Annotated in this window: 13 protein-coding genes; 7 read left to right on the top strand and 6 right to left on the bottom strand. The window is 67.2% G+C overall.

Translation table 11 applies throughout. The features are described from left to right. The 4 genes from NF876_RS38890 to NF876_RS38875 all read left to right on the top strand — a co-directional run. On the top strand, positions 1–414 hold a 414-nt coding region (locus NF876_RS38890; protein ID WP_262273205.1), incomplete at its 5' end, for an ABC transporter permease. Then, positions 411–1,247: an ABC transporter ATP-binding protein gene (locus tag NF876_RS38885; RefSeq protein ID WP_262270659.1), complete on the top strand. Its 837-nt coding sequence runs from the start codon at positions 411–413 to the stop codon at positions 1,245–1,247. The genes NF876_RS38890 and NF876_RS38885, both read left to right, overlap by 4 nt. A 15-nt stretch (positions 1,248–1,262) precedes the next feature. After that, positions 1,263–2,042: an ABC transporter ATP-binding protein gene (locus tag NF876_RS38880; protein WP_262270658.1), complete on the top strand. Its 780-nt coding sequence runs from the start codon at positions 1,263–1,265 to the stop codon at positions 2,040–2,042. A gap of 35 nt (positions 2,043–2,077) precedes the next feature. After that, positions 2,078–3,145 (top strand): dipeptidase, encoded by a 1,068-nt coding sequence (locus NF876_RS38875; protein ID WP_262270657.1) that lies wholly within the window; start codon positions 2,078–2,080, stop codon positions 3,143–3,145. 144 nt (positions 3,146–3,289) lie between these two features. Here NF876_RS38875 and NF876_RS38870 read toward each other — a convergent pair whose 3' ends face one another. The 4 genes from NF876_RS38870 to NF876_RS38855 all read right to left on the bottom strand — a co-directional run bounded on the left by NF876_RS38870 (position 3,290) and on the right by NF876_RS38855 (position 7,340). Continuing rightward, entirely contained in the window at positions 3,290–4,129 is an 840-nt protein-coding gene (locus tag NF876_RS38870) for an ABC transporter permease (RefSeq protein ID WP_262270656.1), read from the bottom strand. 4 nt (positions 4,130–4,133) lie between these two features. Beyond that, positions 4,134–5,003 (bottom strand): ABC transporter permease, encoded by an 870-nt coding sequence (locus tag NF876_RS38865; RefSeq protein WP_262270655.1) that lies wholly within the window; start codon positions 5,001–5,003, stop codon positions 4,134–4,136. After that, positions 5,000–6,097, bottom strand: coding sequence for an ABC transporter ATP-binding protein (locus tag NF876_RS38860; RefSeq protein ID WP_262270654.1), 1,098 nt, complete (start codon positions 6,095–6,097; stop codon positions 5,000–5,002). Before NF876_RS38860 ends, NF876_RS38865 begins: the two co-directional genes overlap by 4 nt. Before the next feature lie 169 nt (positions 6,098–6,266). Next, a complete protein-coding gene (locus NF876_RS38855; RefSeq protein WP_262270653.1) occupies positions 6,267–7,340 on the bottom strand; it encodes an extracellular solute-binding protein in 1,074 nt (357 codons plus the stop codon). A gap of 171 nt (positions 7,341–7,511) precedes the next feature. Between NF876_RS38855 and pip the strand changes: the two genes are divergently transcribed. Continuing rightward, a complete protein-coding gene (gene pip / locus NF876_RS38850) occupies positions 7,512–8,456 on the top strand; it encodes a prolyl aminopeptidase (RefSeq protein ID WP_262270652.1) in 945 nt (314 codons plus the stop codon). A gap of 212 nt (positions 8,457–8,668) precedes the next feature. Here pip and NF876_RS38845 read toward each other — a convergent pair whose 3' ends face one another. Continuing rightward, on the bottom strand, positions 8,669–9,454 hold the full coding sequence (locus NF876_RS38845) for a 3-hydroxybutyrate dehydrogenase (protein WP_262270651.1): 786 nt from the start codon (positions 9,452–9,454) through the stop codon (positions 8,669–8,671). Between the two features lie 343 nt (positions 9,455–9,797). Between NF876_RS38845 and pxpB the strand changes: the two genes are divergently transcribed. Together pxpB and NF876_RS38835 are read left to right on the top strand one after the other, a co-directional pair. Then, the gene (gene pxpB / locus NF876_RS38840) at positions 9,798–10,559 is read left to right on the top strand and encodes a 5-oxoprolinase subunit PxpB (protein WP_262270690.1); all 762 of its coding nucleotides are present in this window, start codon (positions 9,798–9,800) and stop codon (positions 10,557–10,559) included. Then, positions 10,556–11,590: a 5-oxoprolinase subunit C family protein gene (locus NF876_RS38835; RefSeq protein WP_262270650.1), complete on the top strand. Its 1,035-nt coding sequence runs from the start codon at positions 10,556–10,558 to the stop codon at positions 11,588–11,590. Before pxpB ends, NF876_RS38835 begins: the two co-directional genes overlap by 4 nt. Positions 11,591–11,627: 37 nt before the next feature. On the opposite strand, the gene NF876_RS38830 is transcribed toward NF876_RS38835, so the two are convergent. Continuing rightward, positions 11,628–13,835 (bottom strand): malate synthase G, encoded by a 2,208-nt coding sequence (locus tag NF876_RS38830; protein WP_262270649.1) that lies wholly within the window; start codon positions 13,833–13,835, stop codon positions 11,628–11,630. Between the last annotated feature and the right edge of the window lie 125 nt (positions 13,836–13,960).

The following is a 13,960-nucleotide window of genomic DNA, read 5'->3' as shown; positions in this document are numbered from 1 at the left end:
GCCATCATCGCCATCGCGATCACCTCCTGGCCTCCTTATGCCCGCATCGCGCGTGCCGAGACCCTGATGATCCGCAACAGCGACTTCATCGCAGCCGTGAAGCTGCAGGGCGCCGCGACGCCGCGCATCATCCTGGGTCACGTGGTGCCGCTCTGCCTCTCCTCGCTCATCGTGCGCGTGACGCTCGACATGGCGGGCATCATCCTGACGGCGGCGGGCCTCGGCTTCCTCGGCCTCGGAGCGCAGCCGCCGATGCCAGAATGGGGCGCGATGGTCGCCACCGGGCGCAACTACCTCATCGACCAATGGTGGGTCGCCGCCATGCCGGGCCTGGCCATCTTCGTGGTGAGCCTCGGCTTCAACCTGCTCGGCGACGGCCTGCGTGACGTTCTCGATCCGAAGGCCGCCAAATGACCAAGCCGCTTCTCGACGTCGACGATCTGCGCGTCCGCTTCCACCTGCGCACCGGCACCGTGAAGGCGGTGCGCGGCGTGTCCTTCCAGCTCGGCCGCGAGCGCCTCGGCATCGTGGGCGAGTCAGGGTCCGGCAAGTCGCAGACCGGGCGCGCCATCCTGGGCCTCACCCCGCCTCCGGGCGAGGTCACGGCCAAGCGCCTCGCCTTTGACGGCATCGACCTGCTCACCGCCTCGAAGCGGACCTTGCGCACCCTGCGCGGCGGGCGCATCAGCATGGTGATGCAGGACCCGAAATATTCGCTGAACCCGGTCATGACCATCGGCGAGCAGATCATCGAGGCCTATCGGGCCCACGCCAAGGCCGGTCGCGGGGAAGCGCGCGACAGGGCGCTCGCCATGCTGGAGGCGGTGAAGATGCGAGATCCGGCCCGCGTCTTCTCGCTCTACCCGCACGAGGTGTCGGGCGGCATGGGCCAGCGCGCCATGATCGCCATGATGCTGGTGACCGACCCCGACCTGCTCATCGCCGACGAGCCGACCTCGGCCCTCGACGTGACCGTGTCCATGGAGGTGCTGCGCATCCTGGACGAGCTCGTCACGGAGCGCGGCATGGGGCTGATCTTCATCTCGCACGATCTCAAGCTCGTCTCCTCCTTCTGCGACCGGGTGCTGGTGATGTATGCCGGCCGCGTGGTCGAGGAGCTCGAGGCGAAGAACCTGCGCGAGGCGCAGCACCCCTATACGCAGGGGCTGATGCGCTGCCTGCCGACCCTGAAGGACGACGTCCGTCCGCTTCCCACCCTGAACCGCGATCCCGCCTGGGCGCAGTGACCGGTGACAGATCCGATGCTCGATATTCAGAATCTTCAAGTCGTCTTCGGCACGGGCCGCCTGAGGGTCGACGCGGTCAAGGACGTGAGCTTCCATGTGGAGCCCGGCGCCGCCTACGGGCTCGTGGGCGAGTCCGGCTCGGGCAAGTCGACGGTCCTGCGCGCCATCTGCGGCCTGGCGCCGATCACCGCCGGGCGCGTCCTGGTCGAGGGTCGGGCCGTCACCACGCCGCGCGGCAAGGACTTCTACCGCACGGTCCAGATGGTGTTCCAGGACCCCTATGCGTCGCTTCACCCGCGCCACACGGTCGACCGCACCTTGTCCGAACCGCTCGCCATCCACGGCGAGAAGGACCAGGAGGCCCGCATCCTCCAGGCCCTGCGCGAGGTGGGCCTGGGCCCCTCGTTCCGGTTCCGCTATCCGCACCAGCTCTCCGGCGGGCAGCGCCAGCGCATCGCCATCGCGCGCGCGCTGATCCTGCGCCCGAAGGTTCTGCTCCTCGACGAGCCGACCTCGGCGCTCGACGCCTCCGTGCAGGCGGAGATCCTGAACCTGCTCGACGATCTGCGCCGCAAGATGGGGCTGACCTATATCCTGGTGAGCCACGACCTCGCGGTCGTGGCCCATCTGTGCGAACGTCTCCTGGTCATGCGCCACGGCGAGGCCGTCGAGGAGACCACCTCCGAGGCCCTGCGCTCGGGAGTGGCCTCGAACGCGTATACCCAGTCCCTGATCCAGGCGAGCCAGGGCTTCACGAGAGACGCGAAAGAGCCGGTCCGCTCCCTGGCCGGCTGATCCTGACATTCACCCCAACCGCTCGGCACGAACCCATGTCCCGCTCCCCCCTGATGCCGGTCTTCGACGGCCACAACGATGTCCTCCTCCGCCTGATGCGCGGCAAGATCCAGCCGGAACAGGCCTTTCTCGAAGGCGACAATATCGGGCACCTCGACTGGCCGCGCATGAAGGAAGGCGGCTTCGTCGGCGGGTTCTTCGCCGTCTACGTGCCGTCCGACAGCGTCGGCGTCGACGTGGACGCGCTGATGACCCAGTCGCGCTACGACGTGCCCCTGCCGCCGCAGCTGTCCCTGGCGGCGAGCCAGCAGGTCACCGTGCACATGGCCTCGCTGCTGATCCGGATCGAGCGCGCCTCGAAGGGCGAGATGAAGATCTGCCGCAGCGCGGCCGATATCCGCCAGTGCCTCGACGCCGGCAGGCTCGCGGCGGTCCTGCACATCGAGGGCGCGGAGGGCATCGACCCGGACCTGCACCTGCTCGACGTGCTCCACGAGAGCGGCCTGCGCTCCATCGGGCCGGTCTGGAGCCGCCCCAACATCTTCGGCCATGGGGTTCCGTTCAGCTACCCCTCGACGCCGGACACGGGACCGGGCCTCACGGATCGCGGGCTCGCCCTGGTGCGCGCGTGCAACCGGCTCAAGATCATGATCGACCTCTCGCACCTGAACGAGAAGGGATTCTGGGACGTGGCCCGGCTCTCGGACGCGCCGCTCGTCGCCACCCATTCCAACGCGTGGGAGATCTGCCAGCACTCGCGCAACCTCACCGACAAGCAGCTCGCGGCCATCCGCGAGAGCCGCGGCATGGTGGGGGTGAACTTCGCCACCTCGTTCATCCGCCCCGATGGTCAGCGCAACGACGACACGCCGCTCGAGGAGATGATCCGCCACATGGACCACCTGATCGAGCATGTGGGGGTCGACGGCGTCGGCCTGGGCTCCGACTTCGACGGGGCGACGATCCCGGCCGAGATCGGCGACGTGCGCGGCCTGCCCCGCCTCGTCGACGCCATGCGCCGCCACGGCTACGACGATGCGACCCTGCGCAAGCTCTGCTACGAGAACTGGGTCAACGTCCTGGAGCGCACCTGGGGCCGGTGAGCGCCCCGGGATCGTCGGCTCGCCCCTGGGATCATCCGTCTCCGTCATGGCCGGACCTTGTGCCGGCCATCCCGATTGCTTTGAGTTCGGCGCTCTTTTGATCGGGATCACCGGCACAAGGCCGGTGATGACGGCGAAGAAAAATTACCGCTCCGCCTTCGACGTGAGCGCGAAGAGGCTCGCGATGCCGCCGACGCCGAGCATCAGCATGAGGCTCACCGCGTTGATCGCCGGCGTCGCGCCCTCGCGCATCTGGCCGTACATGGTGATCGGCAGCGGCGGCTCGGAGCCGACGAGCATCAGGGTGGTGTTGAAGTTCTCGAACGACATCAGCAGCGCCACGAGCCCGGCGCCGATGAGCGCGGGGCTCAGGAACGGCAGCGTGATCGTGCGCAGCACCCTGGCGCGGCTCGCCCCGAGATCTAAGGCGGCTTCCTCAAGCGACCGGTCGAACTTGCGCAGGCGCGCCGCGATGATGAGCGTCGCGATCGTGAGGATGAACGAGAGCTGCCCCAGGATCACGAGCGGGAGCCCGGGGCGGAGGAGATCGAGATCGGTCTGGAAGAAATCCTCGAGCCCGTTCGCCACGCGCGAGAAGAAGGCGAGGATCGAGATGCCGAGCACCACGCCCGGGATCACCAGCGGCCAGAGCATCATCATGGCGAGCAGGGTCTTGCCGCGGAACTCGGCCCGCTCCAGCACCCAGGCATTGACCGTGCCGAGGGCCACGGCGAGGAGCGCCACCGGGATCGCGACCTTGAAGCTGTTGCCGATGCTGTCCAGCCAGATCGGATCGGCCAGCACGCCCGGCTTGCCGAAGACCGCCCCGGAGCCGGTGAACCATTCGAGGGTGAAACCACGCCAGGGCGGCGACGGGAACGGGCTCGCGTTGAAGGCGAAGATCGCCACGACCAGCAGCGGCGCGAACAGGAAGAGGTAGAACGCCGCGATGTAGAGCTTCCAGGCGAGGGACGGTCGGTTCATGGGATCACGCCTGCTTCAGGGTGGAGCCCAGGCTCTGGCCGGTGAGGCGCAGGCCCAGCCACACGATGGCGGACGAGAGCAGCAGGAGCAGCATGCCGAAAGCCGCGCCCTGGGGCCAGTTGAAGCGCGTGATGAACTGCGCATAGATCTGCTCGGTGAACCACAGGCCGTTCTTGCCCCCGAGCAGCACCGAGGTGGCGAAGTTGCCCACGGTGAGCATGAACACGATGATCGAGCCCGCCACGATGCCAGGCATCGCGTGGGGAATGACGATCCGGCGCAGCACCGTCCAGCGGCTGCCGCCGAGATCGAAGCCTGCTTCCACGACGGCGGGCTCCAGGCTTTCCAGCGCGTTGGCGAGCGGCACGATCATGAACAGCAGCCCGCCATAGACGAGGCCGAGGATCACGGCGCCGTCGTTGTAGAGCAGCTCCACCGGCTGGTCGGCGAGGCCGACGGCCCGCAGCGCGTAGGAGACGACGCCGGTCTCGCGCAAAAGCATCATCCAGCCGAGGGTGCGCACCAGCTCCGACACCCAGAACGGCAGGAGGCAGAGCAGCAGCAGCATCGCCTTGACGCGTCCCTGCGCCACCCGGGCGATGTAGAGCGCGATCGGGAAGGCGAGCACCAGGGTCAGGGCCGTGACCAGGATCGACATGAAGGCGGTGCGCGCGAAGGTGCGCCAGTAGAGCGGCTCGGTGAAGAACTCGAGATAGTTTCCGAGCCCGAAGGCATAGACCCGCGGGGCCACCCGCTCGCTGAAGGACAGGACGAGGATCTCCACGTGCGGCAGCACGATGAGGAGCCCGAGCCACAGGATCGCGGGCGCGAGCAGCAGGAAGAGCGTGAGGCGCGAGGCTTGCCTGGTCATCATGCGGAAAAGACCTTCATGGCGTCCGCCGCCCAGCCCACATGGATCGGCGCCCCGACCTCGATGCCCGCGAGCGGCCCCGCCTGCGGCAGCACGGCCCGCACCGGCTGGTCGAAGCCCAGGGTGTCGATGAGAAGGCTCGAATTGGCGCCGTCGAAGAGAACCGCCGAGACGCGGCCCTCGAAGCGGTTCGGGAGATCGCGCAAGGCCGGCTGGCTCGGCGCCAGGGCGATGGATTCGGGCCGCACGAAGGCGACCGCGGCCTTCTGCGGGGCGCGGCCCGTGCCTCGCGTCACCGTGCCCGAGGGCAGCTGGAGGGCGACGGTTCCGTCCGACGACGACACGATCTCGCCCTGGAGGCGGTTCGTCTCGCCCACGAAGCTCGCCACGAAGGGCGTGGCCGGGCTGTGATAGAGCTCGCGCGGGCTTCCCACCTGCTCGAATTGTCCCTGGTTCATCACCGCGATGCGGTCGGACATGACGAGCGCTTCGGACTGGTCGTGCGTGATGTACACGAAGGTGGTGTTGAAGGTGCTCTGCAGCTGCTTCAGCTCGATCTTCATGTGCTCGCGCAGCTTGAGATCGAGCGCCCCGAGCGGTTCGTCGAGGAGCACGAGCGTCGGCTCCAGCACGAGGCAGCGGGCGATGGCGACGCGCTGCCGCTGGCCGCCCGACAGGGCCGTCACGCGGCGCCCGCCGAATCCCTTGAGGCCGACGCGCTCCAGCATGCGCTCGGCGCGCGCCTGCGCGTCCTCGCGCGGCATGCCCCGGCAGACGAGCCCGTAGGCCACGTTCTCGCCCACGCTCATCATGGGAAAGAGCGCCAGGCTCTGGAACACCATGTTGACCGGGCGCCGGTTGGCCGGAACGCCGATCATCGACTGCCCGCGGATGCGGATGTCGCCGGAGGTCGGATGCTCGAACCCGGCGATCATGCGCATCAGGGTGGTCTTGCCGCAGCCCGACGGCCCGAGGATCGAGAAGAACTCCCCGGGAGCGACGCCGAACGTCACGTCGTCGACGGCCGCATGGCCGCCGAAGCGCTTGGTGACGCCGACGATGTCGAGGTCGTTCGCTGGATGGGTTGAATCTGCCATGACGCTGCCGCGCAAAAGGTCATCCCCCGGTCAAGCGCATCGGGCGGAAGCGTGAAACCGGTTCTCCGCCTCGAACGACGCGCTTTGGAAACAAGCACCGGATCCAAAAGTGGCTGCCACATTTGGATCCGGTGCTCGCCGGGGGATGACGATACTCCGGGATGGGCTTTTACGAACCGGCCTTCAGGCGGTCGAGGATCTTGCCCTCGATCTCCTCGATGCCGGCCGGCACCGCCGGATACCACTTGATGTTGTCGATGGCGGCCTTGGGGAAGCTCTCGGCGAACTGGTCCTTCAGCTTACCCTGCATGAGCTTGTCGGCCCCGTTGGACGCCGTGAAGTTGCCCGCCGATGCGGCGACCTTCGCGGCCACCTCGGGCTTCATGTTGAAGTTGATCCACTTGTAGGCCGCGTCGTCGTTGCGGCCCTTGGCCGGGATCGCGAAGGTGTCGACCCAGCCCAGGGCGCCGGACTTGGGCGCGATGAACTTGATGTCGGGGTTCTCGGAGTTGAGCTTCCAGCCGCCCGTGTCCCAGGCCATGGCGGCCACCACTTCGCCGGACCGCAGGGCGTTGAGGAGCTGGTCCTTGCCGTCCCAGAAGAACTTCACGCTCTTCTTGCACTCGGCGAGCTTGGCGCCGACCTTCTCCATCATGGCCGTGTAGGCCTTCGGGTCGTTGTAGGACGCGAAGGGGTCCATGCCGTTGGCGAACGCGAAGGCGATGAGCGCCGGGCGCTTGGCGCGGAAGCTGGTCTTGCCGGCAAGCGCCTGATCGCAGAGATCGTTGTAATCGGCGACCTTCGGGGCGGCCTTGGTGTTCACGATGAGACCATCCGTGCCCCAGATGTGGGGAACGCCGTAGACCTTGCCCTCGACGGTGGTGTTCTTCTTGGTCGCTTCCAGCATGGATGCGATGAATTGGTCCGACTTGAGCTTGGACAGGTCGAGCGGCTTGTAGATGCCGAACTCCGCCTGCGGGCCGGCGATGCGGTCCTGGCTCGGCTGGACGAGATCGAACCCGGCGCCCTGCGTGGCGCGCAGCTTCGAGATCATCTCCTCGTTGTTCGAGAGCGTGACCTCGACCTCAATGCCGGTTTCCTTGGTGAACTGATCCATCACGTCCTTCGGGACGTAATCGGCCCAGGTCAGGAGCCGCAGCTTCTCGGCGGCCTGAGCCGAACCGACGACCATGAGAGCGGCCAGTGCCGTAGCCAGCTTCAGGCTGGCGCGTTTCGTCAACATCCTCGTCCTCCAATGTGGTTGGGCATTTTTACCCTTGTTCCCCAGTTGCAAAACTATATGACAGTTGAACGACGCGCTAGGGGGTTCGAAGCCGGCTCACAAACCCTTCGACGGCTGACAGCCTCCCCTCGCCCGGCTATGGGTGAGGCTTCCCTTGATGGAGCTCTCGCGATGCGCACCTTCTACCCCGAAATAGAACCCTACGATCACGGCATGCTCGATGTCGGCGACGGCCACCGGGTCTATTGGGAATTGTGCGGAAATCCGAAAGGGAAACCCGTGGTTTTCCTGCACGGCGGGCCGGGCGGCGGCTGCACGCCGACTCAGCGCCGGCTGTTCGACCCGGAGAAATACCGGATCCTGCTCTTCGACCAGCGCGGCTGCGGCCGCTCGACCCCCTATGCGAGCCTGGAGGCCAACACCACCTGGCATCTCGTGGCCGATATCGAGCGCCTGCGCGCCATGATCGGTGTGGACAAGTGGATGGTGTTCGGCGGCTCCTGGGGCTCGACCCTGGCGCTCGCCTATGCGGAGACCCATCCGGACCGCGTGACCGAGCTGGTGCTGCGCGGGATCTTCACCCTGCGTCGCCCGGAGCTGCTCTGGTACTACCAGGAGGGCGCCTCCTGGATCTTCCCGGACAAGTGGGAGGGCTTCCTGGCGCCGATCCCGGAAGAGGAGCGCGGCGACCTGATGGCCGCCTACCGCAGGCGCCTGGTCGATCCCGACCCCGCCGTCCGGGCGAAGGCCGCCCGGGCCTGGAGCCTGTGGGAGGGCGAGACGATCACGCTCCTGCACAACCAGGAGTACAGCGACCAGTTCGGCGACGAGCATTACGCGGTCGCGTTCGCCCGGATCGAGAACCACTACTTCGTCCATGAGGGCTGGTTCGAGGACGGGCAGCTCATCCGCAACGCCCACCGCCTGAAAGACATTCCCGGCGTGATCGTCCAGGGCCGCTACGACATCGCCACGCCGCCAAAGACCGCCTGGGAGCTGCACAAGGCCTGGCCGGAAGCCCGGTTCATCATGGTGCCGGATGCCGGCCACGCGGTGAGCGAGCCGGGCATCACGCATCATCTCATCGAAGCGACCGACGCGTTCGCGCGAGCTTAGGGCGGACACCGTCCGAGGGGATGCGGCCTTCCCGTCATGGCCTGGCCCGTCGGGGCCATTCGCGCACCCTCTCCCGTCATGGCCGGCCTCGTGCCGGCCATCTCGATCGGAAGAGCGCGGCATCTCAAGCCAGCGGGATCACCGGGACAAGCCCGGTGATGACGGGACGGGTCGGGCGGAGCGAAGCGAGACCCGGAAGGGCATTGCTGCCCTTACTTCGCCGTCCAGCCGCCATCCATGGACAGGTTGGCGCCCGAGATCTGGCTCGCCGCGTCCGAGCACAGGAAGACGGCGAGCGCCGCCACCTGATCGACGGTGACGAACTGCTTGGTGGGCTGGGCCTCCAGAAGCACGTCGTTGATCACCTGCTCCTTGGTCAGGTTGCGCGCCTTCATGGTGTCGGGAATCTGCTTCTCGACCAGCGGCGTCCAGACATAGCCGGGGCTGATGCAGTTGACCGTGATGCCGTCGGTGGCCACCTCCAGGGCCACCGTCTTGGTGAGGCCCGCGATGCCGTGCTTGGCCGCCACATAGGCCGACTTGAACGGCGAGGCGACCAGGGAATGGGCCGAGGCCGTGTTGATGATGCGGCCCCATCGGCGCGCCTTCATGCCGGGCACGGCGGCCCGGATGGCATGGAAGGCGGACGAGAGGTTGATCGCGATGATCTGGTCCCATTTCTCGACCGGGAAGTTCTCCACCGGCGAGACGAACTGGATGCCCGCATTGTTGACCAGGATGTCGACGCCCCCGAAGGTCCGCTCGGCAAGCCGGATCATCTCCTCGATCTCGTGCGGCTTCGACATGTCGGCCGGCGAATGGATCGCCTTGACGCCGAACTCGCGCTCGATGCCGGCGCGCTCCTTCTCGATGGCCTCCGCGTCGCCGAAGCCGTTGATAACCACGTTGGCGCCTTCCTTGGCGAAGGCCCGGGCGATGGCGAGGCCGATGCCGCTGGTCGAGCCGGTCACGACGGCCGTCCTGGATGTCAAAGTCATGATCTCCTCCATCAAAGCCTGGGCTCCAGGCATCATTGCAAGGGTGGCATACCACGGAGGGCGCCGTGAGGGTGAGCCTAGAGCATCGGACGGACCCAGAGGGCCGCGTCAGCGACCCGAAGGGCCACGCCAGTGAAAAGTGGCCCCGGTTTTCCGTTCTGACCGATGCTCTCATTCAAGAAGAAAGCATCGGATGGATCCCAAAAGTGCAAGTCCACTTTTCACGTCCAATGCTTTAGCAAAAAGAAGCATGCCGGGATGATCCCCGGGCAAGGCCCTCGTCTGCTTCCGGCGCATGGCGCCGGGGATCGCCGCCCCGTTGCCGGATCGGCTGCAATATGAGATGCGGGTTGTCTGGCCGTCCCGGATTGTCAACAGGTGCCTTGTGCCGACACCGAAAATACTCCCCTGCGGCGACAGCGCCGTGACCGTCGAGTTCGGAGAGACGATCGACCCGGACATCAACGGGATGGTTCTGGCGCTGGACGCCATCGTGCGGGCGCAGGCTCCGGCCGGCCTGATCGAGACGGTGCCGACCTACCGCTCCCTCACGATCCAGTTCGATCCCGCGACGATGGATTATGACGCCCTCACCGGGCTCCTGGGCGAGGCGACGAAGGATCTGGCCCCGCGCAGGGCGGTCGGACGGCGCTGGCGCGTGCCGGTGGTCTACGGCGGCGAGTACGGCGTCGATCTCGACGAGGTGGCGAGCCTGCACGGCCTGACTCCCAACCAGGTGATCGAGATCCATTCCTCGGCCGTCTACCGGATCTACATGATCGGCTTCCTGCCGGGCTTCACCTATCTCGGCGGCCTCGACAAGCGGATCGCCACGTCGCGGCGGCTCCATCCCCGGGCCAAGATCCCGGCCGGCACGATCATGATCGGCGGCGAGCAGGCGGGGATCGCCCCCATGGACATGCCGAGCGGCTGGCACAATCTCGGCCTGACGCCCGTCCGGCCCTATGCGCCCGGGCGCGATCCGGTCTTCCTGTTCGCGGCCGGCGACGAGATCGTGTTCGAGCCCGTCGACGCCTCGCGCTGGGAGGCTCTCGAGAAGGCCGTCCGGGCCGGAGAACCGGTCGCCGAGGAGGTGAGCCCATGAGCGATCTCGTCATCACGTCCTGCGGCCCCATGACGTCCCTGCAGGATCGCGGACGCATCGGCTATCAGGGCTTCGGCGTCTCTCCGTCCGGAGCCATGGACCGGCGCGCCCTGGCCATGGCGAACGCCCTCGTCGGCAACCCGCCCGACATGGCGGCCATCGAGTTCATGAACCTCGGCGGCGCGTTCACCTGCGAGGGCGGGGACCTGCACGTGGCGCTCGCGGGCGCCGGATGCTCGCTGAGCATCGACGGGACGCCCGTCGCCCCGCAGACTTCCGTCGTGCTCAAGGAGGGGCAGAGCCTCGAGGTGGGGCATCCGCGCACCGGCACCTTCGCGTATCTCGCCATCGCCGGAGGAATCGCCGTCGAGCCTGAACTCGGAAGCCTCTCGTTCCATCTCCGCTCGCGGCTCGGCGGGCTGAAAGGCGCTCCGCTGAAGGCCGGCGACCGCCTTCCCTGCCGCCCCGAAGCGCAGGACCGCGAGCCCATGCAGCTCGGTCTCGACCCCCTCGAGGAGGCGGGGCCGATCCGGGTCATGCTCGGCCCGCAGGACGATTACTTCACGCCGGAAACCATTTCGTTGCTCCTGGAAAGTGAATTCACCGTCAGCCCGCAGGCCGACCGCATGGGCTTCCAGCTCACCGGGCCGCGCCTCGCGCATGCCCGGGGATTCAACATCGTGTCGGACGGGATCGTGGACGGCCATATCCAGGTGCCGGGCAGCGGCCAGCCCATCGTGCTGATGCGCGACCGGCAGACGGCCGGGGGCTACCCGAAGATCGCCACGGTGATCAGCGCCGATCTCGCCCGTTTCGCGCAGCTGCGCCCGGGCATGAGCCTGCGCTTCAAGGCGGTCGAGCGGGACGAGGCCGTCGCGGCCGCACGCCGGCTCAAGGACTGGATCGCGGCCCTGCCGGCGAGCCTGACGCCTGTGCGCTTCGCGCTCACGACCGAGCACCTGTTGAGCCGCAACCTGATCGGCGGCACGGTCAACGCGCTCGCGCTTGGCCCGGCCGACCGGGACGATTGAACGAACGGGGCGCCGCACCCGCGACGCCCGGTTCCTCTTATTTGGCTTTTGTCTTGACGCCGCTTTCCTCGCTGCGGTCGGGTGCTCCACCGGCCTTCGCCTCGCGACGACGGGCGTGCAGGATCCATTCGGTATAGCCGTTGGGCTGCTCGGCGCCCTTGAAGATCAGGTCGCAGGCCGCGTTCCAGGCCGGACCCTCGAATTTCGGCGTCATCGGACGGTAGAGCGGATCGCCCCCGTTCTGCCGGTCCACCACGGCAGCCATGCGGCGCAGGGTCTCCATCACCTGGTCCTTCGACACGATGCTGTGACGCAGCCAGTTGGCGATGTGCTGGCTCGAGATGCGCAGGGTGGCGCGGTCCTCCATCAGGCCGACATCGTGGATGTCCGGCACCTTGGAGCAGCCGACGCCTTGGTCGATCCAGCGCACCACGTATCCGAGAATGCCCTGGCAGTTGTTGTCGAGCTCCTGCTGCACCGCGTCGGGCGCCCAGTTCGATTGCGAGACCGGAATGGTCAGGATGTCGGTGAGCTTCGCGCGCGGACGCTCCCTCAGCTCCTCCTGGCGCACGGGAACGTCGATCTCGTGGTAATGCAGCGCATGGAGCGTCGCGGCCGTGGGCGACGGCACCCAGGCGGTGTTGGCGCCGGCCTGCGGATGACCGATCTTCTGCGCCAGCATGTCGGCCATCTTGTCGGGCGCCGCCCACATGCCCTTGCCGATCTGCGCCTTGCCGGGCAGGCCGCAGAGGAGGCCCACATCGACGTTGTTGTCCTCGTAGGCCTTGATCCAGGCGGTCGCCTTCATGTCGTTCTTGCGGACCATCGGGCCGGCTTCCATCGAGGTATGGATCTCGTCGCCGGTGCGATCGAGGAAGCCCGTGTTGATGAACACGATGCGCTCGGCCGCCGCCTTGATGCAGGCCTTGAGGTTGACGGTGGTGCGCCGCTCCTCGTCCATGATGCCCATTTTCAGCGTGTTGCGGGAGAGATTCAGCATGTCCTCGACGGCGCCGAAGAGGTCGTTCGCGAAGGCCACCTCGTCGGGCCCGTGCATCTTGGGCTTCACGATATAGACCGAGCCCGCGCGGCTGTTGCGGATCGGCCCGGAGCCCTTGAGGTCGTGGATGGCGATCAGCGACGTGACGGCCGCGTCGAGGATGGTCTCGGGGATCTCGCGGCCTTCCTCGTCGAGCACCGCATCGGTGAACATGTGGTGGCCGACATTGCGCACCAGCATGAGGCTGCGCCCGTGCAGGCGCAGTTCGCCGCTGTTGGGCATCCTGTAGACCCGGTCCGGATTGAGACGGCGCTCGACGGTCCTGCCCCCCTTCTCGAAGCTCTCCACGAGGTCGCCCTTCATCAGCCCGAGCCAGGTGCGATAGACCTGCACCTTGTCCTCGGCGTCCACCGCGGCGACCGAGTCCTCCAGGTCCATGATGGTGGAGACGGCCGATTCCATCACCACGTCGGCGATGCCGGCCGGGTCCTCGGCGCCGATCGGATGCGAGCGGTCGATGCGGATGTCCAGGTGCAGGTTGTTGTGGCGCAGGAGCACGGAGGTCGGGCTGGCGGCCTCGCCCTGGTAGCCGATGAACTGGGTCGGATCGATCAGGCCGGTCTCGGTGCCGTCCTGCAGGGTGACGACGAGGGCCCCGCCCTGGTCGGCATAGGAGACCGCATCCCGGTGGCTGCCGGCGGCGAGCGGTGCGGCCCGGTCCAGCACCTCGCGGGCGCGCTCGACCACCTTGGCGCCGCGGGCCTTGTTGTAGCCGCCGGACCGGGTCGCTCCGTCCTCCTCCGGGATGGCGTCGGTGCCGTAGAGCGCGTCATAGAGGCTGCCCCAGCGGGCATTGGCGGCGTTGAGCGCATAGCGGGCGTTGGAGACCGGCACCACCAGTTGCGGCCCGGCGATCCGGGCGATCTCGTCGTCCACGTGCTGGGTCTGGACGGTGAAATCCTCGGGCTCGGGCAGCAGGTAGCCGATGTCGCGCAGGAAGCGCTCGTAATCCGCCTGGTCGAAGGCCTTGCCGGCCCGGTCCCGGTGATATTCGTCGATCTGTCCCTGGATCCTGTCCCGGATTGCGAGCAGCTCGCGGTCGCGGGGCGCGAAGTCCCGGACGAGCCCGGCCAGGCCGCCCCAGAAGACGGCGCTCGACAGGCCCGTGCCGGCAATCGCCTCCCGCTCGATGAAATCGTGAAGAACCGATGCAACCTGGAGGCCGTTCGTCTGGACGCGCGTCATCGTTCCCGCTTTCGGTGGCAAAAGGACATTGCCTTAGCTTAAGGCACTGCGACTAAAAATGAAGATCGCCGCCACATCCATGAGAAAAAGGGCGAAGAATCGGCCCCGATTCCTATGCTTTAGAT

The organism is Microvirga yunnanensis, from assembly GCF_025460875.1.
Note: the sequence above shows the minus strand (reverse complement) of the source record. Positions and strands in the feature narration are given on the sequence as shown.

Bases quoted from the DNA above. Each gene is read 5' to 3' on its own strand.
- NF876_RS38885 (WP_262270659.1), top strand. From the start codon at position 411: ATGACCAAGCCGCTTCTCGACGTCGACGATCTGCGCGTCCGCTTCCAC.
- NF876_RS38880 (WP_262270658.1), top strand. From the start codon at position 1,263: ATGCTCGATATTCAGAATCTTCAAGTCGTCTTCGGCACGGGCCGCCTG.
- NF876_RS38875 (WP_262270657.1), top strand. From the start codon at position 2,078: ATGTCCCGCTCCCCCCTGATGCCGGTCTTCGACGGCCACAACGATGTC.
- NF876_RS38870 (WP_262270656.1), bottom strand. From the start codon at position 4,129: ATGAACCGACCGTCCCTCGCCTGGAAGCTCTACATCGCGGCGTTCTAC.
- NF876_RS38865 (WP_262270655.1), bottom strand. From the start codon at position 5,003: ATGATGACCAGGCAAGCCTCGCGCCTCACGCTCTTCCTGCTGCTCGCG.
- NF876_RS38860 (WP_262270654.1), bottom strand. From the start codon at position 6,097: ATGGCAGATTCAACCCATCCAGCGAACGACCTCGACATCGTCGGCGTC.
- NF876_RS38855 (WP_262270653.1), bottom strand. From the start codon at position 7,340: ATGTTGACGAAACGCGCCAGCCTGAAGCTGGCTACGGCACTGGCCGCT.
- pip (WP_262270652.1), top strand. From the start codon at position 7,512: ATGCGCACCTTCTACCCCGAAATAGAACCCTACGATCACGGCATGCTC.
- NF876_RS38845 (WP_262270651.1), bottom strand. From the start codon at position 9,454: ATGACTTTGACATCCAGGACGGCCGTCGTGACCGGCTCGACCAGCGGC.
- pxpB (WP_262270690.1), top strand. From the start codon at position 9,798: ATGCGGGTTGTCTGGCCGTCCCGGATTGTCAACAGGTGCCTTGTGCCG.
- NF876_RS38835 (WP_262270650.1), top strand. From the start codon at position 10,556: ATGAGCGATCTCGTCATCACGTCCTGCGGCCCCATGACGTCCCTGCAG.
- NF876_RS38830 (WP_262270649.1), bottom strand. From the start codon at position 13,835: ATGACGCGCGTCCAGACGAACGGCCTCCAGGTTGCATCGGTTCTTCAC.